Here is a 22,727-nt window from a genome sequence, read left to right on the forward strand (position 1 = left end):
CGGAAGAGCTTCCATGATCGAGATGCCCGATGGGGAGACCGGCACCTTGGCGCAATTGACGACCGCGCTCGTCGCCGCCTACGTGTCGAACAATCCGGTGCCGGCCTCCGAGCTGCCGGCGCTGATCGCGCGCGTGCACGGCGCGATCGCCGGCCTCGTCTCCGGCACCGTGACGGCCGAGAGCGGCCCGGTGGCGCAGACCGAGGTCGAGAAGCCGAGCCCGGCCCAGATCCGCAAGTCGGTCCGGCACGACGGGATCGTCAGCTTCATCGACGGGAAGACCTACAAGACCCTCAAGCGTCACCTGAGCAGCCACGGGCTCGACCCGCGCAGCTACCGCGACCGTTACGGCCTGCCCGCCGATTACCCGATGGTGGCACCGGGCTATGCCGAGCAGCGCTCCGCCCTCGCCAAGGCCATCGGCTTGGGCCAGCCGGGTGCCATGGCCGAGCGCGAGCGGAAGTGCCGCAGGACCGCTTGAGCCGCGCCACTCCGAAGGGGTGGCCGCGTCACGGACGGCTGTCCCTCGGTCGTTTCGATGCCACGGCCGCCCCAGGCGGCGGTGGTACCACCAGTCCGGACATTCCCGTCCAGCATCGGGCCCAGCGTCGGGAAACCAGCCGATCCTGCGACGCGAGGCGCTGCTCGGCCTCCCCGGGCTCGGCGTGGGCGTCCGCGATGGCGGCCACCAGGGCGCTCCACGCATCGTCCTGCGCGGCCCGGTGACAGGCCAGGGCGATAACCTCCGCCTCCCTGAGACGAATCTCCACAGGCACATCGTCAGGATCCGCGTGCATCGCCGCCCGATTCCGTCTAGAACATATCATGAACAAAGCGCCTTGACCCCGGCGGTTCAGCCGCTGGGGCGCTGCGTCTCCGGATGGCGGTGGAGCGCTGTGGATGGATCGAGGAAACTTCAATGCCGGCGCGGCTTTACCGTTTCCACTGCACGGATGGGCATGAATTGGTGACCGACCTGAGGGGCAGCCGGATGCCGAATGCCGCGCAGATGCGGGTCCATGCCGAGCGCGTGGCGCTCGGCCTGATGGAGCGGGTCGTCGAGCGGTTCGATTGGTCGGGCTGGCAGGTCGAGGTCTACGACGCCCGGGGACGGCGGGTCTGGATCAGGGCGTTCCCCGACGTGAATGTCGATGCCTGTGCGGCGTGAGGGAAACGGCCTCAGGGCTGCAGGCCTGGTCGAATGGAGGGAGAAGCAGGATGGCGTTCAAGCCGAAATCCGCCGCCGAGACGAAGGCGAAGGATCTGGCTCTCGCCTTGGCGCGGATCGCCGAGAGCGAGGGCACGCCGGCGAGCATTGAGGTGGACCGGCTGCGGCGGGCAAGCCCGCGGCTGACCCCGCTGGCGGTCGGGCAGATGGTCCGCAAGGAGCGGGCGATCGTCGAGGGAACGCTGGCCGCGCGTGGCTTGGCGCTCGTCGACTATGCCGACCACGGGCCGGGCCGCGGGATGGCCTTCACCATCGACGCGGCGGGATGATCGATCCGCCGGGTCAGGCGGTCGCCGGGCGGCCCCGGAGCAGGCGGCCGACGAGGCGGAACGGCAGGAGCGGCAGCTTGAACAGCGCCGTGACCACAAGGACCGCGATGACCGTGAGGAGCGCCAAAATAGAGTTCACCATGTCCGTCGTGCTCCCAGAACTGGGCGGCCCCTGAGGGCTGATGGCGCCAGCAGGCGCCCGGAACACGGCAAGACTATGAACGCGGCGGTTCTATCTGATCGGCAGAGAAGAAGGCGCGGGACATGAGGAGGTGCACCGCGCTCGGCCGGGTTGGCTTCGCCCGCGCGGCGGCCATGCTGACGACAGGGTCGGCCGGCGCGCAGGTCAGCTGCGCTCTGTCGCACCGGACCGCTTCGCCGATGCCGAGAACCGGTTCGGCTCCGGGCAGCCGCTCCAGGTCACCCTCGCCGGATTGACCCGGATCTTCCACCCTGCGGACCGCGGATGGGCCGCCCCGGTGGAACCGGGCCGCCGACGGATCCTTCTCCAGAGCAGCCGACCTGTGATCAGGAGCCCGTGATGAGCGAGTCCGACCCGAGATCAGCCCGCAACGTCCTCGTCGAGAATCCGCCGGGCGCCCGGACCTATCCGCCGGAGGCGGTGCCGAAGCGCCCGCAGGGACCTCGCTCGCCCGGCCAGTCCGAACCCGGCGACATGGGGGCCTTCGACAACGAGGCCTACGCCAAGCCCCGGCACGAGAGCCCGGCCGGCAACCGCGGCAGCGGCTACCGCGGCGCCTGATGCAGGCCCGGACCGGCAAGGGCCGGTCCGGTGATTCCTACCGGCCGCTCGGGGCTGCCGTGCTCCCGGTGGCGGCGTTGCCGCCGGTGTCGCCGCCGATGGCGCCCCGCGTGACGTTGTTAAATCGGCTACCGGCCGGCATCCTGGCACTGCGCCGGACCCGATGGCGCTTGGCGCGCACCTGCGTCAGCAGGCCGTCCGACGCGGTAACGGCGGCGGACGGGCGAGCGGGCGTTGCGGCAGCGGGGCCTGCCAGCGAGGCCGCCGCGAGCCCGGCCAGCAGGGCAGCGGCAATGGTCGATGCACGCATGATCGATCGTCTCTCCTTCGGCCGCGGCGGACAGGTTGCGCCGGCCATCCGCAGGGGAAGTCCGGGAACCGCTCGGAAGTTCACCGCGGCGCGCGGCGGGCCGGAACACCCCCTGCCCGCTCGGGTTCACCGGGCATCGGCGACCCATCAGGAGGCGGCGATGTCGGCACCCGGCAGCTTGAAGGAGGTCTACCTCGACGAGATGCAGGACCTCTGGTCCGCCAACGACCAGATGGTCAAGGCCGTGCAGCAGCTCAGTGGCCAAGCCAGCGATGGGACGTTGAAGCGGATGCTGGAGGAGTCGGTGGGCGGCATCCAGAAGCACACCGACGTGCTGCGGAGCCTGATCCAGGCCAACGGCGGCGAGACCAGGCCAGAGCCCTGCAAGGGCATGGAGGGCCTCGCGGCCGAGGCCCTGCAGCACGGGGTCAAGGAGGCGCCGCGCGACGGCAGACTGCGCGACGTGGCGATCATCGCGCAGTACCAGCGCATGTCGCATTACGGCCTCGCGGGCTTCGGCTCCGCGGCCGCCTACGCTAAGGCCCTCGGGCGTACCGATGACGCGGCCAAGCTGAAGCAGGCGGTGGACGAGATCTACCGGGGCGACGAGGCGGCGAGCCGGCTTGCCGAGGCGGTGGAGCGTGCGGCGGCCTGAGCCTTCCCGCAGGGCATCGGGACCGGTCCGGCCTCTACCGCGGAGCGCCGCCCTGTTGTAGCGTTGCGAACGGACCGTTCGGCAGGCCGGTCCGGCCGAGGACCTCTGCCTGTCGCGGGACCGCCGTCATCTCCGCCAGTCTCGCGCTCGCCCATACCGGTGCCCCGAGGGTCGTTCACAGGATGAGCGATACCTGGACCCTTCCGGCCGGCTCCGGAGAACTCGGCAACCTCGTCCGGGCCTACGATTGGGCGCGCACGCCCCTCGGTCCGATCGCGGACTGGCCCCAGTGCCTGATCTTCGCGGTCAGCACCGTGCTGCTGTCGCCGGTGCCGATCGTGCTGCTCTGGGGCGAGGACGGCATCATGATCTACAACGATGCCTATTCGGGCTTCGCGGGCGGTCGCCACCCGCAGCTCCTCGGCTCCAAGGTCCGCGAGGGCTGGCCGGAGGTCGCCGATTTCAACGACCACGTGATGCGCGTGGGCCTGGCCGGCGGCACCCTGTCCTATCGGGACCAGGAACTCACCCTGCACCGGTACGGCCGGCCCGAGCAGGTCTGGATGGACCTCGACTACTCGCCAGTCTTCGACGAGGGCGGGCAGCCCGCGGGGGTGATCGCCATCGTGGTCGAGAGCACCGAGCGCGTGCTCGCCGAGCGGCGCCTGCGCGAAAGCGAGGCGCTGTTCCGGACGCTGACCGAGGGGATCCCGCAGCTCATCTGGCGCGCCGCGATCGGCGGGGAATGCATCTGGTCGAGCCCGCAATGGCAGGCCTATACCGGCCAGAGCGGCGTCACGAGCCTCGGATGGGGCTGGCTGGACGCGGTTCATCCCGATGATTGCGCCGCCGCCCAGGCCGCTTGGCGCGCGGCCGCGGTGACCGGCCATCTCTCGTATGAGCACCGGCTCCGCAACGCCGTCGAGAACCGCTACGGCTGGTTCCAGACCCGCGCGGCGGCGGTGCGCGACCCGCAGGGCCGGATCGTCGAGTGGCTCGGCACATCCACCGATATCGACGACCTGCGCCAGCTTCAGGAGCAGCAGCAGGTTCTGGTCGCCGAGTTGCAGCATCGGACCCGCAACCTGCTGGGCGTCGTCCGGTCCATCGCGCAGCAGACGATGGGCCAGACCGGGCCGGGCGAGGCCTTCAAGGAGCGGTTCAACGACCGGCTGTCCGCGCTCTCCCGAGTCCAGGGTCTCCTGTCCCGCTCGGACCAGGAACCGATCACCCTCCGCGCGCTGATCGAGACGGAGCTGGCGGCCCTCGATACCTCTGCCATGCGGGAACGTATCCGGATCGACGGACCGGCGGTGCGGCTGCGCAAGGTGACCGTGCAGACCTTCGCGCTGGCCCTGCACGAACTCGCCACCAACGCGTTAAAATACGGGGCCCTTATCGCCGAGAACGGCCGCCTGAGCGTGACGTGGCGGGCCTATGCGGCCGACGGTGAAGGGCGGCGGCTGCTGGTGGAGTGGGTGGAGGAAGGCATCGTCCGCCGCCAGGGCAGCCCTGGCGAGCCCAATCGCGGCGGCTACGGGCGCGAGCTGATCGAGCGGGCGCTGCCCTACGCGCTCAAGGCCAGGACCTGCTACCGGCTGGGCGAGACCGCGCTCCATTGCTCCATCGACATTCCCCTCCCCGACGGAGAAGCCATAGGCGGCATCCCATGACCCTCTCCTCAGACGCGCTCACCGGCAGACGGCTTCTGCTGGTCGAGGATGACTACTTCATCGCCGTCGACCTCAAGACTTGGTTCGAGGAGCGCGGCGCCCAGATTCTCGGCCCGGTGCCGAGCGTGAGCGAGGCGCTCGACCTGATCGCCCGCACGGCCGAGATCGACGCGGCCGTGCTCGACATCAACCTGCAGGATGAGCTGGTCTATCCCGTCGCCGAGGCCTTGCAGGCTCGGGGCGTGCCGTTCCTGTTCGCGACCGGCTACGATTCGGGCGCCGTGCCGCCCCCGCACGGAGCCGTGGCCTTCTGCCAGAAGCCGATCGACCCGCAGATCATCGCCCGGACGCTGTTCGGCCGAGGCCCCGCAGCCGCGGACGCGGAGCCCGCGGGAACTTCCGGCGGCGACGGAGGATAGCCCTTCGGGAGCCATCGACGGCTCGTGTCTCGCCGGCTGGGCTCGGGAAATCAGTGAGCGTCTCGCATGCTTTCGCGCAGCGCCTCGCGGGCGGAGCACCGATCTCCGAACCCGTCGCCTTGGTCGTGGCCCATGCCGACGACGAGACGCTGTGGGCGGGCGCCGCACTCCCGCGCCTGTCCCGGCTGACCCTGGTCCATCTCACCGACAGCGCGCCGGCCGACATGGCCGATGCCGGACGGCTGGGCTTCGTGACCCGAGCGGATTACGCCCGCGCCCGGGCGGACGAGCTCGAAATGGCGCTGGCGGCGCTGGACGCCCGGCCCGACCGCATCGCCTACGGCCTTCCCGACAAGGAGGCCGCCGCGCATCTGCCGGATCTCGTCGCGCGGCTGGCGCACGACCTGCGGGACGCGGTGGCGATCCTGACGCACCCGTACGAGGGCGGCCACCCCGACCACGACACCGCCGCGCTCGCCGTCCGGGCGGCGGCCGACCGGATCGGCGGGCGGACAGGCCGGAGGCCCGTCCTGGCGGAATTCGCCTGCTATCACCAGCAGGCGGGTGCGCGCCGTTTCGGCCATTTCTGGCCCGACCCCGATTGCCCCGAGCAGGTCCGCCCGCTCGATCCCGACGAGCGGGGCCGCGTCGCGCGCGCGATCGCGGCCCATGGCAGCCAGGCCGCCGTGATCGACGGCTGGTGCCCGCAGGCGGAGCGCTGGCGCGCCGCACCGGCCTACGACTTCACCGCGCCGCCACCGCCCGGCGCGAGCCTCTACGACGGGTTCGGCTGGTCGATCACCTCCGGGCGCTGGCGCCGCCTGGCTGAGGCCGTCGCGGCGTGCGCCTGACCGTCGTCAGCGTGGCCTATCCGTTCGCGCCCGTGACGGCCGACCCGGCCGGCGGCGCCGAGCAGATTCTGGCCCAGCTCGACCGCGCGCTGGTGCGGGCGGGGCACCGCTCGCGCGTGATCGCCCCGGAGGGCTCCCAAGTGGCGGGGACGCTGGTGACCCTGCCGGGCTCGGCGGACGAGATCACGGAGACGCACCGCGCCGCCGTGCACGCGCGCCTGCACGCTCTGCTGTCCGAGATCGTCCGCGCGGGAGCGGCCGATCTCATCCATCTGCACGGGCTCGACTTCGACCGATACCTGCCGCCGCCGGGCATGCCGGTCCTCGCGACCCTGCACCTTCCGATCGACTGGTACGCCCCCGGGGCCCTTCGCCCGGGCCGCCCGGGAACCTGGCTCAACCCCGTCTCCCCGGATCAGGCCAGGCGTGCGCCGCCCGGCGTCGCGCTGCTGCCGCCCATCCCCAATGGGGTCGACACCGATGCCTACCGGCCGGGTCCGCCGAATCAGCCCTACGCCCTGGTTCTGGGCCGCGTCGCTCCGGAGAAGGGATTCCATCACGCCCTCGATGCAGCCCGGATGGCCGAGGCGCCCCTGATCGCCGCGGGCCGGGTGTTCCCCTACGCGGCCCACCGCCGCTACTTCGACGCCGAGATCGCGCCGCGGCTCGATACCCTGCGCCGCTGGGTCGGGCCGGTGGCAGGTCCCGAGAAGCGCCGGCTGATCGCGCAGGCGCGCTGCGTGCTGATCCCCTCCACGGCTCCGGAGACCTCCTCGCTGGTGGCCATGGAAGCCCTGGCGAGCGGCACGCCCGTGATCGCCTTCCGCGTCGGTGCGCTGCCCGAGATCGTGGAGCACGGGGCGACCGGGCTGATCGTCGATACCGTGGCGCAGATGGCCGAGGCGATCCGGGCGGTCGGCGGGATCGATCCCGCTGCCTGCCGCCGTGCGGCCTGCGCGCGCTTCTCCCTCGACCGCAGCACCGACGCCTATCTCGACCTGTACACGAGACTCGCCGCATGACCGATCCGGAGATCCTCGAACCCTGCGCGCGGGGGGAGATCTCGCCCCACATCGCCCTGTCGCGGCTGCTGCTGACCGGCCGGAGGCTCGACGTGGCGCAACTCGCACAGGAGGCCGCCGCCCGGCCGGACGCGCCGCGGCTCGCCGCCCTGGCGGATCTGGCCGAGCGCCACCGCGACCGCCTCGACGCCCTCGGCCGGCTGGCGCGTTCGGGCCTGTGGCCCGAAGGGGAGGATGTCCGCGCCGCGACCGCGGCCTTGTTCGATCGCCTTGCCGAGGAGGCGCCGGAGGCCGGCGTCGCCTTCTACGCGTTCGGCGATCCCACCGAGCTGGAAGCCGCGACCGCGGAGCTCACGGGGATCATCCGCGCCTGGGCGCCGACGACTGGCCGCCGGATCGTGGATTACGGCTGCGGCATCGGCCGTGTGGCGATCGCGCTCGCTCAGGAGGCCGGGATGGTCCTGGGCCTCGACGTCTCGGCCGGTATGATCGCCGAGGCGCGGCGCCGGGCTGGGTCCCGCCCGAACCTCGCCTTCGCGCAGAACGCGGGCGGCCTCTGCCCCGTGGCGGACGGCGCCTCGGACCTCTTGGTAGCGGTCGACAGCCTGCCCTACGTGGTGCAGGCGGATGCCCTCGAATCCTTCATGGCGGACGCCGCGCGGGTGCTGGGCGCGGGCGGCGACCTCCTCGTGTTCAACTGGTCCTACCGGTCCGATCCGCAGCGGGACATGGCCGAGGCCCACGCCCTCGCGGCCGCCCACGGCTTCGCGGTGCTGCGGGCGGGCGAGCACCCGTTCACCATCTGGGACGGAACGGGCTTCCACCTGAGGCGGCATCCGTGACTCCGGAAGAGCACGGGTCCCTGTGGCGGCGCGACCCTCGCGCCACCCCGTTCCAGTCCCCGGCCTGGCTGGAGGCGTGGTGGACGCATCTCGGCGGCGGCGAGCGCCTCGACGCGGAGGTACGCGACGCCGCCGGCACCCTCGTGGCGGCGCTGCCCCTGTTCGTCTGGCACGATGCCGGGTTGCGCCGGCTCGTGCCGGTCGGGGCCGGGCACAGCGACTATTGCGACGCGCTGGTCCAGCCCGGCATCCCGGTGGACCGGCTGTGGGCCGCGATCCTCGCGACCGCGGAACGGTGGGACGAGATCCTGCTGCCGGATCTGCGGGCCGACTCGCCGCTCCTCGGGCCCATGCCCGAAGGCTGGCGGGCCGTCGATGAGGAGGCGGAGATCTGCCCGGTCATGATCCTGCCCGCGCAGGGCTCACCGCTCGCAGCGCTGACGGGGACGCAGCGCCGCAAGGTGGTGCACGACCGTCACCGCGCCGGTCGGCTCGGCGGTGTCAGCGAGGCGCTCGCCGGCCCGGACGAGATCGAGGCGGCGCTGGACGCGCTGTTCACGCTGCATGCGGCCCGCTGGGCGCGTGAGGGTCAGCCCGGGGTGCTGGGAGATCCCCACATCCAGGCCTTCCATCGGGCGGCTGCGCCGGTCCTGGCGGAGGCCGGGCTGCTCCGGATCTCCTTCGTCCGCCGTGACGGCGCGATCGTCGCCGTGCTCTACGGCCTCGCCGACGCGCGCAACGGCTATTCCTACATCAACGCCGTCGACATGAGCGTGCCGGGCCAGAGCTTCGGCACGCTGGCCTTCGCCTGCCAGATCGAGGCGGCGGCCGCCGCCGGAGCCGCGGAGTTCCACTTCCTGCGCGGCGAGGAACCCTACAAGTATCGCTGGGGTGCCGAGCCGCGCCGCACCTTCCGCCGGACCGTACGGCGCGCCGGCTAGACGTTCGGCTCGAGGAGGCCGCCGACGACGGACTCGATATGATGGGCGATGTCGGTCGCGCCGGTCATCTCGCCGAAGCTACCCCGGGTCATCGGACCGAAGGCATAGAGGCCGGGCCGGACTTCGCCCGCTGCGTCGATCACGCGGCTGCGGCGGTCGACGGCGAGGCCAAGCCCGACCGCATCGAGGCGCGCCGTGCCGTCGGCGAGCAAAGCGGCCACCAGCGGGTTGCGGGAGACGTCGCGTTCCGGCCCGGTGCAGAGCACCACCGCGTCGAACCGGCGGCGCTCGGCCACGCCCCGGCGCCGCACCTCCGTCTCCAGGCGCCCGTCCTCCGCAAGGGTCAGTCCGGTCACGGCCGCCGTCTCCACGCAGAGGTGCCCCTCCGCCCGCGCCTGCTCGAGGCCGGCCGCGATCTGCGGGGCGATGCGAAAGCGGTGCACCTCCCAGAACGGCAAGAGGCGGCGGGCAATGCGCCGCCGCTCGGAGGGCGGCAGGCCGTTCCAGATCTCGGGCAGGACCTTGCGGAAGGAGTCGAGCACGGGCTGCCAACCCAGGTCCGGGTCGACGGCCGCGACCTGCCGGCGGAGGAGGCGGAGCAGCGCTAAGGCCGTGCGCGGCCTGTGCGGGCCCAGCACGTCGAGGCTTGTCAGGAAGATCCCATGCGCCTTGGGCAGGAGCCCGCGGCGGGACACCGCGCTGACCGGCCCGCGATGCCCGCCGGCCCGGAGGCTCGTCACCACATCGGCCATGGTGAGCCCGGTTCCGACGATCAGGATGGACGCGTCCGCCCCGATGGGCGCCAGGGCATCGGTCGCCCAGGCATCGGACACGAAGCGTCGGGATGCCGCGACGCCGGGGCCAAGCTGGCACGGCAGGGTTGGGACCGCATGGCCGAAGCACAGGGCGACGCGGTCCGCCGCGATCGGCTCGGCCGTCCCGGTGACGACCCGCCAACCGCCCTCCTCCCGCCGGACCGCGGTAGCGGCGGTGCGCATGTGGCGCAGACGCACCCGGTCCCCGGCTGCCGCCACAGTCCGGGCGAGCCGGTCGCCGACATAGGCGCCGAAGGCGGCGCGGGGCACGTATGCCCGGCCGGTGCCGTCGTCACTCTCGGGATCGGGAAGGATGCCGTACGCCAGGAACCACGCGGTCGCGGCTCCCGATCCGCTCGCGGCAAGGTCCATGCGGTCGCTCGGGACGTTGATGCGGTGGCTGCGGTCGACAGTACCGTAGGCGACGCCACGCCCGAGTTCGGACCGGGGCTCCAGCACGACGATGTCGAGCGGACCGGTCGCGGCCCGGATGGCATGGATGGCGAGCGCCGCGCCGGTGAAGCCGCCGCCGACGATCACGAGGCGGAGGGCGGCCGGGGCGGCCGGCGCGGTCACGGGAGCACTCCGGATGTTGTCATGGAACGGTCAAGGCCGGTCTCTGGCGCGGAAGCGTAGCTGAAATCCTTCTCGAATCAGCCGGCATCGTGGACCTGGCGAGGCGCCCTGGAGCCGTCCGGTGACGTTCCACACCCATTCGGCTCGCCGGATCGGAGCTTGGGAGCCGCTCATGTTTCACGTGGAACACCGGCGCCGGCAGGCCCGCGGAGAAGACCTTGGCTTTGGCGCCGGAACGCACGTCGCCCGTGTAGTTCAGCCCCAGGCTCACCCCCTCTGCGCCTGTGCCCGTGAGGCTTGCGGCCAGCACCGCCCCGTCCCGGCCCCGCGCGCTCGTGCGCGTCGCGAACGGCGCCCCGAACAGGTCCGAGCGCACCACCGCGACCGTGTCGGCCAGTTCGTACGCCCAGTAGGCCCGGCCCTTGAACCGCAGCCCGGCCATCTCCTCCCGCTCCCGGCTCGCCACGCGCCCGCCCACCAGCAGCCGGACCGAGTGCAGACCGGCCGTGGCGAAGGCCTGATCGGCCAAGCTGCCCCGCTCGGCCACTCGGCTCCGCGTCAGCCGGTCGTAGCTGAGGCCGAGCTCCGGCACGAGTTCCAGCGGCCAGCCGGCTGCCAGCGCATAGCCGGCAAATCCCGACACGCCCGCGTCCCGGGCCGACGGCCGGTCGGCGCCCGGGACAGCGCGGGACTCAGGACCGCCGTGAAGCCCTGCGTGGTTGCGGGGATCGCCGTCGTTCCGGCCGGCGCTGGCCAGGAGGTCTTTAGGGACAGGGCCTTTAACCAACTCTCACTTCGGCGCCATAGGCGACGGTGCGCAGGCCGGCCTGGCACAACCGATCCCGCTTTCCGAGATGGAAGGAACCATGGCGCCCGGTCCGCGGACCGTCACGGCCCGACTCGGCGCGGTCGACGCCGCGATCCGGCGGCGTCTGCGCCGAAGCGCACGCCGCCGTGACAAAGGACAGTGCACAGCGGTCATTCTGGTCGGCCTGAACCGGTGACCCCAGGACAGATAGGGCTATGGTGTGGGACGGCCTGAAGGGGATGTTCCGCGATACATCACATTCGGATGTTCTGTTTTATCGGTCGATATAAGAAGTAGCGTCAGGTCGCATGGATGTCTTCCGGTAGGAGAGAACCGGTTCTCGAGGGACCTCCGGGCGACGAGGGCCCCCGAGCCGAGGTCGCCTGCCTGCGATTCGAGCCGCCGAAGGATCCAGAGGCGCTCGGCCAAGCCTGGCAGGATCATCTCGCGCCCATCTTCGCGGTCAGCTTCCGGCCCGAGACCGATCTCACCGCGCCGATCGCGATGCGCAGCTATCACCTCGGCGACCTCCTCGTCGGTGACGTGATCGCGCCGGCGCACACCCTCGTCCGGTCACAGGAGATGATTGGCCAGCAGGGCATCGACCACATCCTCCTGCAATTCTACCGCCGGGGTCAGAGCGTGGTGGAGACGGACCGTCGCGCCGGGCCCGTCAACGAGGTCCAGTGCATCGTCTTCGACCTCGCCCAGCCCGTGCGCATCGTCGCGGACGCCGTCGATGCCACGAATGTCGTGATCCCCCGCGCCCTCCTGGAGAAGCAGGGGTGTCATCCGGAGAGCCTTCACGGCCGCCCCTTCGATCACGACGGCGATCCGTTCGGGCGCCTTGTCCACAACTTCGTCGCGAACGTCGTGGCGTGCGGCGACCTTCTGGACCGGCGCGAGGCCCTCTCGGCCGCGGCGGCGATAACCCAGCTCTGCGCGAGCTGGCTCCGCGGGCAGGAGGACGGACGCCCCACCGAGCACCAGGACGTGCGGATCCGGATTCGCCGGCTCATCGAGGCCGAGCTCGGCAATCCGAGCCTGACGCCCGCGCTGATCGCCACCCGGCTGGGCCTGTCGCGCTCGACGCTGTACCGGCTGTTCGCGCCCAACGGCATCGTCGCCTACGTCCGCGACCGCCGCCTGATGGCCGCGATGCGGATGCTCGTGCGGGACGACGGGGCTCGGCCCCTGCGCATCTCGCAGGTCGCCTACGCGGTCGGCTTCTCGGACGAGCGGACCTTCCGGCGGGCGTTCAAGCGCCGGTTCGGCTTCATCCCGAGCGATACGCCGCACCGTGTGGGGCCGGCTCCGGACCGCGTTCCCGGCTCGGTCCTGCACAGCTGGATCGAGAGCCTCTGACGTGCCGCACCCGACATCACGGCGCGGGGCTTCCGCCGGACAGGCCGGCCCAGGCGGAGGAGATGCCCCACCGCCCCCTCGCCCGGGCCGTGACCGTCCTCTGGCTGTTTGCCTGCATCGCCCTGGTGGCGTGGTTCACCGCGGGCCTGACGAGCACGGCGGCGGTCGAGCGCCGGCGCGGCGCCATCGCCGGCCCGCAGGATCTGCCGGGCACGCGGGTTGGCACGGTCGCCGACACCACCTCGGCGTCGCATCGCGCGGACCATTTCGCCACTCCGATCCCGTTCGCGAGCCTGGAGGAGTGCAGAATCGCGGCCGGATCGCCTCGAACAGGGCCCGTCAGCGGGAGCGCAGACGCCGCACCGCGGTCTTGCCCGCGAGTTGCACCAGGCAGACGAGGGCGATCAGGATCGCGATCACCGCCATCATCACGGTGGTGTCGAAGCGCTGGTAGCCATACCGGATGGCGACGTCCCCGAGGCCGCCTGCGCCCACCGCCCCGGCCATCGCGCAGGCCGTCGAAAACCAAGCCGATCATCAGTTCTGCCACGCCAGCAGGTAGAGCTTGTCGCTGTTGGCCAACGACTTGCGGATCTGCTGCTTCACGGCCTCCGAACTCTGGAAGAGGCTCACGAACGTGCGGATCACCGAGTCGTCCCTGCGGGCCGTCTTGGTGACCAAGCTCACGGTGAAGAGCTTGTCCTCAATGCCGGAATAGATCAGCCCGCTGGTCGGGTCGAAGCTGCCGGCGGCGACGATGAAATGCGGATAAACCCTGCGCGAGGTCGACATCGCCCGTGAGCCGCGCGAGTTGCGGACCCTCAACCTCGGTGAAGGACAGCTTCTTCCGGTTCTCGGTGATGTCGTCGAGGGTGCCGAGGAAGCCGACACCGTCCTTCAGCTTGATCAGCCCCGCCCTCTGGAGGAGCAGCAGGCCGCGGCCCTGGTTCACCGGATCGTTGGCGATCGCCACCGCGCCGCCCACCGGGATCTGGTCGAAGCTCTTATGCCTGAGGGAGTACAGGCCGATATTGGACAGAATCCCGAGCCCGACGAAGTCGAACCGGTATCCCTTCTGCTTCGCGGCGTTCTCCATGAAGGGGCGGTGCTGGAGGAAGTTCACGTCGATGTCGCCGGCATCCAGCGCGACGTTCGGCGTCGTCCAGTCGCTGAACTCGATGACCTTGACGGCGAGGCCCTCGGCCCTGGCCTCCTTGGCCGCCACCGTGACGGCGTCGCCTTAGGCGTCGGGCACCACGCCGATCGTGAGGCTCTCCGCCCGGGCAGCCATCGCGCCGAGGGAGAGGGCGGCGGCGAGGAAACGCAGGATTCGCATCGGGCGGAACTCTGGCAGGGGAGGACGTGAGCAAGCCCGGTCGCCAGCCATGAGGTATCGGATCCGCAGCCCTATGGGGTGCGGTGACCGTTCCTCAGCCCAAGACAAGGCAGCTCGCCTGAGTGATCTTCTGAATGAGAAACTAGATCAAATAAGACGGGCGAACATTCCAAAGATCTTGGCGCAGCGATACGAATGATCCCCGTCCGGCCGGCAGGGAAGACCGCAATGCTGCCCATGGCCCGGTCAGGTCAGAGGGCTTCCGTGCCGCGCGTCCTGCGGGGTTAGGCCGATCAGGACGCCACCGGCGAGCGCGGGGAGAGAGGTGCCCATGGAACGCCCCAGGGTCGCGACTCGGGAGTCGCGGCGGCGGCCCGTCGCATCGTGGCAGCGCTCCGCGCGACCCGGAACACGCCTTGCTGGCCGGTGCCGATCCTGCAATTATGCCGATATCGCAATAGGTTAGTGAAGATCATGCTCTTCCGCGAACCCTCCGCGAACGAAACCTTCCCCACCTCGCCGGAGCCGGTGGAAGGGCTTTCCGGGGACGAGAAGAGGTCTCACCAGCCCGCCTTCGAATCCCGGACCCGGCCCGTCGCCATCGCGGCGGTGATGTCCCAAGGGGACGAGGTCGTGTTCGAGCGGCTCGACCTTGCCGAGATCCTGGGGATCTGGCGCCACGCCCGAGGCCGGGTGGTGGGCCTCCGCGGGCCGGGCGACGCCCCGGCCACCGTGGACGTGAAGTTCGACGGGCACGACACGCTGGAAGCCTATCTGCCCGACCTGTTCCGGCGCGTGCAGTGACGCGGCGCGGGCTGCTCCGGGCCTCCTGACCAAGGGGGCGCCTGTCTCCCGAATGGGTCCTGGAAGGCCCGCAATGTCGTGCGGCACGGCGCGAGCGCCGGCGCCGCGGCAGGCACTGCCCCGACGACCGGACAAATGTCTTCTGAGAAGACAACCGATGTCCGGTTTTCCGACACTCCGTGCGTCTCGGCCGGCCCTGGGCCGGCGATCACGAAGATTTAGGCCTCGCCGCACCGGGACACCGCCTGGAAACTGGAACTCGGCCGTGTCCGAAACGTCGGGCCGGTCGCGACCGCCGCGGCCGAACTCCGGCCGGGCCGGGAGAGCCTATCCGGGGGGTACGATGGCTCAAGGGAACCGCAGATCGAGCGGGCCGGATGCGGCCGCCGGCCGTCCCGGCCGCGCGGGCGCGCCATGAGCGAGAAGCGCGACGTGTTCGCCTTCGCCCATATCGGCGACCTGCACTTGGAGCTGGCCGGCGATCCCAACGCCGTCGACCTGCGGGCGATCCTGAGGGAGGTGGACGGGCTCCATGGGCGCGGCCTCCTCGACTTCGCCTATCTGCCGGGCGACCTCGCCGAGGACGGGCAGGCGGCACAGTACAGCGTCCTCGAGGCGACCCTGGCGGCCCATCCGAACCTGCCGGTGCGCCTGATCGCCGGGGACCACGACCGCCAGCATGGCACGATGACGGATTTCGATGCCCTGTTCGCGCGGATCGCCGGCAGCCCGCGGGGCGGCGGGCACGCGGCGCGTCGCCACCCCCTGCCCCGGCCCCGAGACCCGGCCTGCGTCACGCAGTACTACTACGCCGAGACGATCGCCGGCATCCGCTGTCTGTTCCTCGACATGGTCAGCGCCGGCTACGGCGAGACAGGATTCGGCCTCGATTTCCGGCTCGGCGCCCGCCAGCTCGCTTGGCTCGAACGCAAGCTCGCCAAGGCCGCCGACGAAGGCCTGCCCTGCGCGGTCTTCGCCCACACCTATCCGGATGATCTGCGCGATCCCGCGGAGCGGGCGCCGCTGTCCGGCCTGATCCGCGGCCACGGCGTGCGCCTCGTCGAGATGGGGCACACCCACTACAACGAACTCGCCCATGACGGGCGCACGCTCTACGCCTCGGCGCGCTCCGTGGGCCAGAACGAGGACGGTTCGGTGGGCTACGCGGTGGCGGCGATCGACGGTGCCGTCACGAGCTGGCGCTTCAAGCCCCTCGGCCGGCCCTTGCCCTTCGCGATGATCACGAGCCCCGCCGACCGGCGCCTCGCCGCCGGAGCCCTCGGAGCGCCAGACGGGCGAGTCGAGGTGCGCGCGCTCGTGCTCTCGGCCGCGCCGCAGGCGGACTGGCGCTGCCATGTCCGCGTCGATGACGGGCCGGCGCAGCCGATGAAGCCCAACGGCCCCCGAACGGTCCACGCCCGGGTCGCCTGGCCGGAGGGATCGCGCGGTCTCACCGTCACGGTGACGGACGGCACGGTCAACGCCCGCACCGGGGCGCCGAACAGCGATGCCGACGGGATCGAGCCCGTCGGCCGGAGCTTCGTGCCGCCCCCCGCCCCGGAGCGTCCCGGCAGCGACGCGTTCCGGCTGCCCGCCTGGCCCGGGAAGGGCCTGCGCGGCGATCAGCTCGGCCCGAACCGCAACGGCCGGCCCTGGTGAGCCGCATCCCCACCCGAACCACTCCACCAGAGGATCACCGCAATCCATGGGCGCGCTGACGCTGACCCCCAACCTCGCGACCTGGGCGATCGCGGCGCTCGCGACGCTCGGCGTCATCGTGCGGCCGTTCTCGTGGCCGGAGGCGATCTGGGCCGTCCTGGGCGCGGGCGCGCTGGTCGCCCTCGGCCTGCTCGCCCCCGCCACCGCCTGGGAGGGCGTGCTGAAGGGGACCGACGTCTACCTGTTCCTCGTCGGCATGATGCTGATGTCGGAGGTCGCCCGGAAGGAGGGCCTGTTCGACTGGCTCGCCGGCATCGCGGTGCGCGCCGCCAGGGGCTCGGCGGCGCGGCTGTTCACCCTCGTCTACATGGTCGGCACCGCCGTCACGGTGTTCCTGTCGAACGACGCCTGCGCGGTGGTGCTGACGCCCGCCGTCTACGCGGCCACCAAGGCCGCCAAGGTGGAGAACCCCCTCCCCTACCTGTTCATCTGCGCCTTCATCGCCAACGCGGCGAGCTTCGTGCTGCCGATCTCCAACCCGGCCAACCTCGTGGTCTTCGCCGCCCACATGCCGCCCCTCGTCCGCTGGCTCGGCCTGTTCGCCCTACCCTCCGTGCTGGCCATCGCCACGACCTACGCGGTTCTGCGCCTGACCCCGGCCAGGACCCTGCGCGGCCAGAGCGTGGCCGCCGACGTCGAAGCCGTGACGCTCGCCCGCACCGGCCTCGTGGCAGGCCTGGGCATCGTGGCGACCGGCGGCGTGCTGATCGGGGCCTCGGCGCTCGGCCTCGACCTCGGCCTGCCGACCTTCGTGGCGGGGCTGGCCACCACCCTCGTCGTGCTGCTGCTCAAGCGCGGCGGCCTCGTCGAGGTGGCCAAGGACGTGTCGTGGAGCGTGCTGCCGCTGGTGGCCGGGCTGTTCGTGCTGGTGGAGGCCCTGGAGAAGACCGGCGTGCTCACCATGCTGGCCGACCTCCTCAAGGGCTACGCGCGCAGCGCCCCGGAGGCCACCGCCTGGGGCGCGGGCGGCCTCATCGCGGTGCTGTGCAATCTCGTCAACAACCTGCCGGCCGGACTGATTGCGGGCGCCGCCGTGCAGGCCGCCGACGTGCCCGAGAAGGTGGCGGGCGCCATCCTGATCGGCGTCGATCTCGGCCCGAACCTCTCGGTGACGGGCTCGCTCGCCACGATCCTCTGGCTCACCGCCATCCGCCGCGAGGGCCAGGATGTCGGCGCCTGGACCTTCCTGAAGCTCGGCCTGCTGGTGATGCCGCCGGCCCTCGTGCTGGCGCTCGCCGGCCTGCTGCTCGTCTGACCCCTCCCGCCTATCCGAAGGTCCGCGCGTGACGGCTGCCCTCCTCTATCCCTTCATCCTGGTAGCGGGCGCGCTGCAGGCGATCGGCAACGCCATGAACGCGCAGCTGCGCGGCAAGCTCGTCAACCCGTGGCTGGCCGCGACCGTGTCGTTCCTGCCGATCGTCTTCGTGTTCACGACGCTGTTCCTCACGATGCCGACGCCCCTGCCGAGCCTCGGCTCCTTGAGCGCGATGCCCTGGTACGCGCCGCTCGGGGGGCTCGCCGGCGCGGTAGCGGTGTTCGGCGGCCTCGCCTTCATCGACAAGGTCGGCGCCGGACCATTCAACGGCCTGACGCTCACCGCCAACATCCTCACCTCCCTGGCGATGGACGCGCTGGGCCTGTTCGGCCTGCAGGCAGCCGGCTTCAAGCCGATGCCCTGGCTCGGCGGTCTGCTGATGGCGGTGGGCGTGACCTTCATCGCGCGCTCCGGCGGCAAGCGTGAGGGCGGCGACAGCCACGGCATGTCGGGCAAGCTGCTCTACCCGTTCATCCTCGTGGCCGGCGCCCTCATGGCGATCGGCGTGGCGTGGAACGCGCAGCTTCGGGGCGCCCTGGAGAATCCCTGGCTCACCGCCACCGTGTCGTTCCTCCCCGTCGTGTTCGTGTTCGCGCTGATATTCCTGCTGCGGCCCGCGCCGCTGCCGGGCCGCCGGGACGTCGACGGGATCCGCTGGTGGATGCCGCTCGCCGGCCTCAGCGGGGCGGTGGCGGTGTTCGCCGGGCTGCTCTTCGTCGACAAGGTCGGTGCCGGCGCCTTCAACGGCCTGCTCATCACCGCCAACCTCCTGACCTCGGTGGCGCTGGACCATTTCGGCTGGTTCGGGATGAAGCGGGTCAAAGCCGGCCCGCCGCGCCTGATCGGCGCCGCCCTGATGATCGCCGGCATCGTCCTGATCTCGCTGTCCTGAGAGCCCGGGGTGATGTGGACCCTCCCCGTCCGGCTGCTGCGCCTATGGGGCCGCTCCTGCGGTACCGGCCCCCGGGCCGCCCGAAGTGGACCGATCCGGAAGCGCGCTGCGGCGCGGGTGCGGCAATCCCCGATCCGCGCTCCATCGGCCCCGTAGAGGAGACGATTCGCGTCGGCGCCGCCTCTCCGCGGGAAGCAGAGAAGAAGATGCTCATGCCGACGCTAGCGATAGAATAAGAGTCTCTGCCCGCATGGAATTTCGAAAGACGCGTCCATTGCGAAAGGGGCTTTCGGGCGCGACATTCGCCGTCATGCGTACCGCTTCCGAAACCCGGCCGACGGCCTTCGATCCGTTCGGCGAGCCCGTCACGGACGGGGTCGCGCGTGCCTGTCCGGATGCCGCCGGAGACCGGACGGCCCGGCGGGTCGGCGGCGCGGTGTTCTGGACTCTGGCGCTCGCGATCCTGGCTGGGCGCGTCTATGCTTACGATCTGCCGGTGGTGCAGGATGTCGCCGCCCACGCAGCGCAGATCCTCGCTCTGCGCTGAGGTCATCTGACGGTCCCGCCCGCTGAGGCGCTGGGTGAGCCCGCGCCTGGGGCTCGGCCCACCCGCAAGACCTCGATCGTCTCTGCTTCTGAAAGGCCGAACCGTGGCGTCGCCCGCCGAGGCCGCCCCTCGCGTGGCGGTCAGGGTGTCTTTGTCGAACGGCCGAGGGTCGTCGCTTGCGATGCCTGGGATTTACCGGCCAGCACATCAACGGCTTCCTGCATCACGCCGAGCGCAGCCTGAGGCGTCGACAACCACGCTCTACGTCACCGGCGGTCGCCAGATCCTCGCGTTCTATGCCGCCGTCGCACGTTCCGCAGCCTGAAAGGAGCTGCCATGCTTCCACCCTGGCCGCACCTCAGCAGAGCGCCGCGCTCTCGATCGCATCGGCTGTGGTGAGCCCCCGCGCTGCTCGCCGTAGACGCTCGGCAACATGCTCGACGCTGGGCTGATCGTGGATACCGGCGGGGCGGTCCGCAGCGATGCCTTCGGCTTCTACACTGTGCCGTCCTGCGTGATGCCCATCCCGGTGCATTCGCAGTGGTGCGGTTCTGTCGTCTTCACGGGAGGAGATGGCTGCGTTCGGGGCCAAGCCGGAAGCGCATGTGGGGCCCCAGCCATGATCCCTCGCAAGCGCGAACCCCACCGCCCTGGCACGACCTCGAAGACGAGATTGGCCTAGACGAACCCGCCCGCCAAGAGCGCTGGCGGTGGCGCCGCTGTCTTCGGCGAGGAAACGGCCCGCGAATTGGCCGGGCTCCTGCGGGCAACGTTCGAGGCGGAATTGACCTGCACGCCGCGCCCGCGCTCGACGTTAACCACTTGCTAACCATGTCGCGCGAGTTTGGCACCCGAACGGACACGTCCTCCCTTCCGTTCGCTCTTGGGAAGCCCTGCCGTGATCTCAACACGCGGTGGGGGTTTTTCCGTTCGGCCGAGCCTTGGCCGATAACGTGTCGAGAACGGAAAGCCATCGGCATCGAGGCGACATCGCGGCGTCTCACACGAAGTGCGGCGGCAGGATCATGAACTGCGCATGCACGATCAGGCTGAACGACATGGCAGCCGTCACGACGGCGTCGACGAGGCGGCTCGTGAGGGTGATCGGCTTGGTCATCGCGGGCACCTCGTCGGTTCGGCTGCTCTGAGGCGGCCTTATGGTCAAGCTGGATGTCACCGGGATTGCGTCGATTATTGCGTCCGCGATCGGAGGCCGGGAGAGCCGAGCAGGATTCCCCTCCCGGCCGGCCTCGATCACGCGAAATGCGCGGGGAGGCTCAGAGCCTGCGCGTAGGTCACCAGCGCGATCGCGCCGCCGATCAGGGTGGCGGCTATGGTGATGCGGTTCGTCCAGGTCATCGTCGTCTCCATCAGGTTCGCGACTACGTTCGCGGTGTGACCCTGATGTATGCCCAAGCTTTCAGGCTCGGCGTGTCCTGGAGCACCTGTGTAGACGGAGCCGTTCGCGGATCATGACCGCTGCAGTCGCCCTCATGGGCTGTGCTGCTGTCCGGGCGCAGATCGCCTATCTCCGATGTCTGGATGGGCCGCTCGTCTCCAAGCTGTCCGTCGACGGCGCCGTTCGGCTCGACCTGGCGGCGCTTGCGCGCTTCGTCATCACGGAGGTGTCGCCATAAGGCGCCGGGACAGACGCCCCGGCGCGGCTGAGTTCCCGAGCGGCAGATGCGCCGCGGGCCGACTGCGATTCGGCGCACGAAGCAGCGAGGTTCAGGGCGGAAGCGGCGACCGACGGGTCTAGGTGCGAAGCCCGGGGCACCACAAAGCTGACGCCCGCGCAGATCCGGAAGTCGATCACCCACGACGCGCTGATCAGCGTCGCGGACGGCAAGCCCCACAAGACGCTGCGTCATCACCTGACGATCAGGGGCCTTACACCCGAAGCCGCCAAGGCGAAGCCGAAACGGGCTGACCGGTCGCGGAAGGCCGAGAAGTCTGCAGGGGCGTCGTGGGGATACAGGGGGGCATCACCTGCCAGCGCTTCCTCTGCTCCCGCCCAGCGCGGCGGGGCCGCGGTGCACCGCTGCTGCCGCGTTCGGTCGCGATCTATCGCCGTCCCGTTTCGGCGGCCTCTTTGCCATCGTTCGTCGGGAAGCGTTTGCCGGCAAGAACCTTCTCGATCGTCTTGGCAATATGTGAGCGGAGTTTGTGCTTGTTAATATCCGCAGATAGGTCTGCTAGCTGTGACAGCTCTTCCAGCGTCGCACGCATGGCGGCCACCCAAGTCTTTAGACATAAAAACAATACATCGACGTCGCGTATGCATCTCGAGAGACGCATCACGAATGCGGGCATTGATTAAGACAGTTTTTTCGATGCTGGCAAGCTAAATTAAGTATACGGGGCCGCCTTTGGGATAAATCTACCTCTATCGAGTTCTGCGCTATCGTGAGGTCAAACTACGTAGGGGCTCACGCCCCCCTCGCAACGAGCTGATCCAAGGGAGCTTGGCAGTGTCTCCGCGCTTCTTTTTCGACGTGCTGAGGGGCGAGGAGACCATGCCCGATGGATTAGGCGCTGAAGCCGCCAACCTCAATGAGGCGCTGACTGAGGCACGCCGCGTTATCTCTGAGATGGCGGACGAGGTGGCAGAGGCCAATCCAGGTCAGCCATTGACGTTGATTGTACGGAACTCGGCGGGATGGGTTTTGGCGCGCTTGCCGATCAAGCGGTGAGACGGCTTCAGCCCGACAGCCGGCAGAAGCCCCGTCCCCCGATCGCCCTGAATTGGCGCGCAACCCGACGGATCATTATCGAGCCGCCGCCGAGATCGCCGGCACCTATGCCGAACCTTTGCCGCAGATGGCATCAAGGCTGCACGGCCGCGGGCGTCGCCGGCAGGGACCGGAAGCCGAACCGGTCGCACCAGTCCTGGAATACGCGGGCATCCGCCGAGTACGCCCGCACGATGGCGTCGGCCTTGCCGGCGCGCCGATGAGAACTTCGGTGGGCCGGCTGTCAGGCATCGTCCTCGGGGGCGAACACCTCGCCCTCCTCCGTTAGCCGCGCGTTACCCTCGTCGGCTCGCAGCTCACTCAACGCGTGATGTTCGGAGAGCAACCGCCGCATCGTCCGATCCGCATCCGAGCAGTCGGCCGGCTCGGGAGAGGCAGGGTCGCAGCCCTCGATCGTCTCGGTGGTCTGCTGATCCACCGCGGCGCGCTCCTCTCGACTGAGCCCGGCCAGATCTCCGAGGCCAAGGTCGCGCGCGATGTGGGCGGCGATCTCCTCGCGCTTTGCGTGCAGAGCCAGGATGCGTGCTTCCGCCGGTTCCTCAGCGTCTTGACGCCCGACCTGCCGAGCGAGGGCGAGGCACCAGCCGCGTGGCAGCGATGCGCCGCGCACCCGCATCTTATCCGTGACACTGGCCAGCACGAGTTGCCAATGCTCGGGGCACAATTCGGCGAGGGGCTTACCCTGGCCCAGATTGCGTGCCGCCTGCTCGGCAGCTTCCCTCCATTCCGATGTGAGAGAGAGCGTCTCGGTTGGGACGACGACGATGGGTGCCTCAGACATGCCGAACCCCTCCAGCTGAACTCAGAGGATACTAACGTCGGAC

25 protein-coding genes and 3 pseudogenes are annotated in these 22,727 nt (G+C 70.4%); 20 read left to right on the forward strand and 8 right to left on the reverse strand.

Translation table 11 applies throughout. The features are described 5' to 3' along the window. The first annotated feature begins 13 nt into the window (after positions 1-13). The 3 genes from ACYCO6_RS31015 to ACYCO6_RS31025 all read left to right on the forward strand — a co-directional run bounded on the left by ACYCO6_RS31015 (position 14) and on the right by ACYCO6_RS31025 (position 1,497). Positions 14-481 carry a Ros/MucR family transcriptional regulator gene (locus ACYCO6_RS31015; RefSeq protein WP_459766573.1) on the forward strand — a complete coding sequence of 156 codons (468 nt, stop codon included), beginning with the start codon at positions 14-16 and terminating at the stop codon, positions 479-481. 438 nt (positions 482-919) lie between these two features. Further along, a complete protein-coding gene (locus ACYCO6_RS31020) occupies positions 920-1,168 on the forward strand; it encodes a DUF6894 family protein (protein ID WP_459766575.1) in 249 nt (82 codons plus the stop codon). A gap of 50 nt (positions 1,169-1,218) precedes the next feature. Beyond that, positions 1,219-1,497 (forward strand): adenylosuccinate synthase, encoded by a 279-nt coding sequence (locus ACYCO6_RS31025; RefSeq protein WP_459766578.1) that lies wholly within the window; start codon positions 1,219-1,221, stop codon positions 1,495-1,497. A gap of 13 nt (positions 1,498-1,510) precedes the next feature. On the opposite strand, the gene ACYCO6_RS31030 is transcribed toward ACYCO6_RS31025, so the two are convergent. After that, positions 1,511-1,639: a hypothetical protein gene (locus tag ACYCO6_RS31030; RefSeq protein ID WP_459766580.1), complete on the reverse strand. Its 129-nt coding sequence runs from the start codon at positions 1,637-1,639 to the stop codon at positions 1,511-1,513. Positions 1,640-2,038: 399 nt separating this feature from the next. Between ACYCO6_RS31030 and ACYCO6_RS31035 the strand changes: the two genes are divergently transcribed. Next, entirely contained in the window at positions 2,039-2,260 is a 222-nt protein-coding gene (locus ACYCO6_RS31035; RefSeq protein WP_459766582.1) for a hypothetical protein, read from the forward strand. A 37-nt stretch (positions 2,261-2,297) separates the two neighbouring features. On the opposite strand, the gene ACYCO6_RS31040 is transcribed toward ACYCO6_RS31035, so the two are convergent. Continuing rightward, entirely contained in the window at positions 2,298-2,570 is a 273-nt protein-coding gene (locus ACYCO6_RS31040; protein ID WP_459766584.1) for a hypothetical protein, read from the reverse strand. A 160-nt stretch (positions 2,571-2,730) separates the two neighbouring features. On the opposite strand from ACYCO6_RS31040, the gene ACYCO6_RS31045 reads away from it, so the two are divergent. The 7 genes from ACYCO6_RS31045 (at position 2,731) to ACYCO6_RS31075 (ending at position 8,973) form a co-directional block, all read left to right on the forward strand. Beyond that, a complete protein-coding gene (locus ACYCO6_RS31045; RefSeq protein WP_459766586.1) occupies positions 2,731-3,225 on the forward strand; it encodes a ferritin-like domain-containing protein in 495 nt (164 codons plus the stop codon). 182 nt (positions 3,226-3,407) lie between these two features. Next, a complete protein-coding gene (locus tag ACYCO6_RS31050) occupies positions 3,408-4,898 on the forward strand; it encodes a sensor histidine kinase (protein WP_459766588.1) in 1,491 nt (496 codons plus the stop codon). Continuing rightward, positions 4,895-5,317, forward strand: a complete 423-nt coding sequence (locus ACYCO6_RS31055) for a response regulator (RefSeq protein WP_459766590.1) — start codon at positions 4,895-4,897, stop codon at positions 5,315-5,317. Before ACYCO6_RS31050 ends, ACYCO6_RS31055 begins: the two co-directional genes overlap by 4 nt. A gap of 53 nt (positions 5,318-5,370) precedes the next feature. After that, positions 5,371-6,168: a PIG-L deacetylase family protein gene (locus tag ACYCO6_RS31060; RefSeq protein ID WP_459766592.1), complete on the forward strand. Its 798-nt coding sequence runs from the start codon at positions 5,371-5,373 to the stop codon at positions 6,166-6,168. Continuing rightward, the gene (locus ACYCO6_RS31065; RefSeq protein WP_459766594.1) at positions 6,159-7,190 is read left to right on the forward strand and encodes a glycosyltransferase; all 1,032 of its coding nucleotides are present in this window, start codon (positions 6,159-6,161) and stop codon (positions 7,188-7,190) included. The genes ACYCO6_RS31060 and ACYCO6_RS31065 overlap by 10 nt, the downstream gene beginning before the upstream one ends. Further along, positions 7,187-8,032 carry a class I SAM-dependent DNA methyltransferase gene (locus ACYCO6_RS31070; RefSeq protein ID WP_459766596.1) on the forward strand — a complete coding sequence of 282 codons (846 nt, stop codon included), beginning with the start codon at positions 7,187-7,189 and terminating at the stop codon, positions 8,030-8,032. Before ACYCO6_RS31065 ends, ACYCO6_RS31070 begins: the two co-directional genes overlap by 4 nt. Continuing rightward, a complete protein-coding gene (locus ACYCO6_RS31075; RefSeq protein ID WP_459766598.1) occupies positions 8,029-8,973 on the forward strand; it encodes a GNAT family N-acetyltransferase in 945 nt (314 codons plus the stop codon). The genes ACYCO6_RS31070 and ACYCO6_RS31075 overlap by 4 nt, the downstream gene beginning before the upstream one ends. Here ACYCO6_RS31075 and ACYCO6_RS31080 read toward each other — a convergent pair. Continuing rightward, positions 8,970-10,364, reverse strand: coding sequence for an FAD/NAD(P)-binding protein (locus ACYCO6_RS31080; protein ID WP_459766600.1), 1,395 nt, complete (start codon positions 10,362-10,364; stop codon positions 8,970-8,972). The two genes, ACYCO6_RS31075 and ACYCO6_RS31080, sit on opposite strands and share 4 nt — an antisense overlap. Before the next feature lie 19 nt (positions 10,365-10,383). Then, entirely contained in the window at positions 10,384-11,151 is a 768-nt protein-coding gene (locus ACYCO6_RS31085; protein ID WP_459766602.1) for an autotransporter outer membrane beta-barrel domain-containing protein, read from the reverse strand. Between the two features lie 333 nt (positions 11,152-11,484). Between ACYCO6_RS31085 and ACYCO6_RS31090 the strand changes: the two genes are divergently transcribed. Further along, the gene (locus tag ACYCO6_RS31090; protein WP_459766605.1) at positions 11,485-12,537 is read left to right on the forward strand and encodes a helix-turn-helix domain-containing protein; all 1,053 of its coding nucleotides are present in this window, start codon (positions 11,485-11,487) and stop codon (positions 12,535-12,537) included. Positions 12,538-12,876: 339 nt separating this feature from the next. On the opposite strand, the pseudogene ACYCO6_RS31095 reads toward ACYCO6_RS31090, so the two are convergent. Next, a pseudogene (locus ACYCO6_RS31095) lies at positions 12,877-13,053 on the reverse strand (ABC transporter permease); the annotation flags it as partial. Between the two features lie 21 nt (positions 13,054-13,074). Further along, positions 13,075-13,873, reverse strand: a pseudogene (locus ACYCO6_RS31100) (MetQ/NlpA family ABC transporter substrate-binding protein). A 612-nt stretch (positions 13,874-14,485) separates the two neighbouring features. On the opposite strand from ACYCO6_RS31100, the gene ACYCO6_RS31105 reads away from it, so the two are divergent. The 7 genes and pseudogenes from ACYCO6_RS31105 to ACYCO6_RS31135 form a co-directional block, all read left to right on the forward strand. Next, positions 14,486-14,677 (forward strand): hypothetical protein, encoded by a 192-nt coding sequence (locus ACYCO6_RS31105; protein WP_459773793.1) that lies wholly within the window; start codon positions 14,486-14,488, stop codon positions 14,675-14,677. 414 nt (positions 14,678-15,091) lie between these two features. Continuing rightward, positions 15,092-16,336, forward strand: a complete 1,245-nt coding sequence (locus ACYCO6_RS31110) for a metallophosphoesterase family protein (RefSeq protein ID WP_459766607.1) — start codon at positions 15,092-15,094, stop codon at positions 16,334-16,336. Positions 16,337-16,382: 46 nt separating this feature from the next. Next, positions 16,383-17,651: an arsenic transporter gene (locus tag ACYCO6_RS31115; protein ID WP_459766609.1), complete on the forward strand. Its 1,269-nt coding sequence runs from the start codon at positions 16,383-16,385 to the stop codon at positions 17,649-17,651. 28 nt (positions 17,652-17,679) lie between these two features. Then, on the forward strand, positions 17,680-18,603 hold the full coding sequence (locus ACYCO6_RS31120) for a DMT family transporter (protein ID WP_459766611.1): 924 nt from the start codon (positions 17,680-17,682) through the stop codon (positions 18,601-18,603). 310 nt (positions 18,604-18,913) lie between these two features. Then, positions 18,914-19,150 (forward strand): hypothetical protein, encoded by a 237-nt coding sequence (locus ACYCO6_RS31125; protein ID WP_459766613.1) that lies wholly within the window; start codon positions 18,914-18,916, stop codon positions 19,148-19,150. A gap of 1,472 nt (positions 19,151-20,622) precedes the next feature. Then, positions 20,623-20,787 (forward strand): hypothetical protein, encoded by a 165-nt coding sequence (locus ACYCO6_RS31130; RefSeq protein WP_459766615.1) that lies wholly within the window; start codon positions 20,623-20,625, stop codon positions 20,785-20,787. 144 nt (positions 20,788-20,931) lie between these two features. Then, positions 20,932-21,066: pseudogene (locus ACYCO6_RS31135) on the forward strand (MucR family transcriptional regulator); the annotation flags it as partial. 148 nt (positions 21,067-21,214) lie between these two features. On the opposite strand, the gene ACYCO6_RS31140 reads toward ACYCO6_RS31135, so the two are convergent. Further along, on the reverse strand, positions 21,215-21,379 hold the full coding sequence (locus ACYCO6_RS31140; protein WP_459766617.1) for a hypothetical protein: 165 nt from the start codon (positions 21,377-21,379) through the stop codon (positions 21,215-21,217). A gap of 242 nt (positions 21,380-21,621) precedes the next feature. On the opposite strand from ACYCO6_RS31140, the gene ACYCO6_RS31145 reads away from it, so the two are divergent. Further along, positions 21,622-21,843, forward strand: coding sequence for a DUF6894 family protein (locus ACYCO6_RS31145; protein WP_459766619.1), 222 nt, complete (start codon positions 21,622-21,624; stop codon positions 21,841-21,843). Between the two features lie 283 nt (positions 21,844-22,126). Here the strand turns inward: ACYCO6_RS31145 and ACYCO6_RS31150 are convergent, their stop codons facing one another. After that, positions 22,127-22,684 (reverse strand): hypothetical protein, encoded by a 558-nt coding sequence (locus ACYCO6_RS31150; RefSeq protein ID WP_459766621.1) that lies wholly within the window; start codon positions 22,682-22,684, stop codon positions 22,127-22,129. Positions 22,685-22,727: the final 43 nt, after the last annotated feature.

The sequence above is a fragment of the Methylobacterium sp. CM6257 genome, assembly GCF_054611515.1.

Bases quoted from the DNA above. Each gene is read 5' to 3' on its own strand.
- ACYCO6_RS31015 (WP_459766573.1), top strand. From the start codon at position 14: ATGATCGAGATGCCCGATGGGGAGACCGGCACCTTGGCGCAATTGACG.
- ACYCO6_RS31020 (WP_459766575.1), top strand. From the start codon at position 920: ATGCCGGCGCGGCTTTACCGTTTCCACTGCACGGATGGGCATGAATTG.
- ACYCO6_RS31025 (WP_459766578.1), top strand. From the start codon at position 1,219: ATGGCGTTCAAGCCGAAATCCGCCGCCGAGACGAAGGCGAAGGATCTG.
- ACYCO6_RS31030 (WP_459766580.1), bottom strand. From the start codon at position 1,639: ATGGTGAACTCTATTTTGGCGCTCCTCACGGTCATCGCGGTCCTTGTG.
- ACYCO6_RS31035 (WP_459766582.1), top strand. From the start codon at position 2,039: ATGAGCGAGTCCGACCCGAGATCAGCCCGCAACGTCCTCGTCGAGAAT.
- ACYCO6_RS31040 (WP_459766584.1), bottom strand. From the start codon at position 2,570: ATGCGTGCATCGACCATTGCCGCTGCCCTGCTGGCCGGGCTCGCGGCG.
- ACYCO6_RS31045 (WP_459766586.1), top strand. From the start codon at position 2,731: ATGTCGGCACCCGGCAGCTTGAAGGAGGTCTACCTCGACGAGATGCAG.
- ACYCO6_RS31050 (WP_459766588.1), top strand. From the start codon at position 3,408: ATGAGCGATACCTGGACCCTTCCGGCCGGCTCCGGAGAACTCGGCAAC.
- ACYCO6_RS31055 (WP_459766590.1), top strand. From the start codon at position 4,895: ATGACCCTCTCCTCAGACGCGCTCACCGGCAGACGGCTTCTGCTGGTC.
- ACYCO6_RS31070 (WP_459766596.1), top strand. From the start codon at position 7,187: ATGACCGATCCGGAGATCCTCGAACCCTGCGCGCGGGGGGAGATCTCG.
- ACYCO6_RS31090 (WP_459766605.1), top strand. From the start codon at position 11,485: ATGTCTTCCGGTAGGAGAGAACCGGTTCTCGAGGGACCTCCGGGCGAC.
- ACYCO6_RS31105 (WP_459773793.1), top strand. From the start codon at position 14,486: ATGTCCCAAGGGGACGAGGTCGTGTTCGAGCGGCTCGACCTTGCCGAG.
- ACYCO6_RS31110 (WP_459766607.1), top strand. From the start codon at position 15,092: ATGAGCGAGAAGCGCGACGTGTTCGCCTTCGCCCATATCGGCGACCTG.
- ACYCO6_RS31115 (WP_459766609.1), top strand. From the start codon at position 16,383: ATGGGCGCGCTGACGCTGACCCCCAACCTCGCGACCTGGGCGATCGCG.
- ACYCO6_RS31125 (WP_459766613.1), top strand. From the start codon at position 18,914: ATGCGTACCGCTTCCGAAACCCGGCCGACGGCCTTCGATCCGTTCGGC.
- ACYCO6_RS31130 (WP_459766615.1), top strand. From the start codon at position 20,623: ATGACCGCTGCAGTCGCCCTCATGGGCTGTGCTGCTGTCCGGGCGCAG.
- ACYCO6_RS31140 (WP_459766617.1), bottom strand. From the start codon at position 21,379: ATGCGTGCGACGCTGGAAGAGCTGTCACAGCTAGCAGACCTATCTGCG.
- ACYCO6_RS31150 (WP_459766621.1), bottom strand. From the start codon at position 22,684: ATGTCTGAGGCACCCATCGTCGTCGTCCCAACCGAGACGCTCTCTCTC.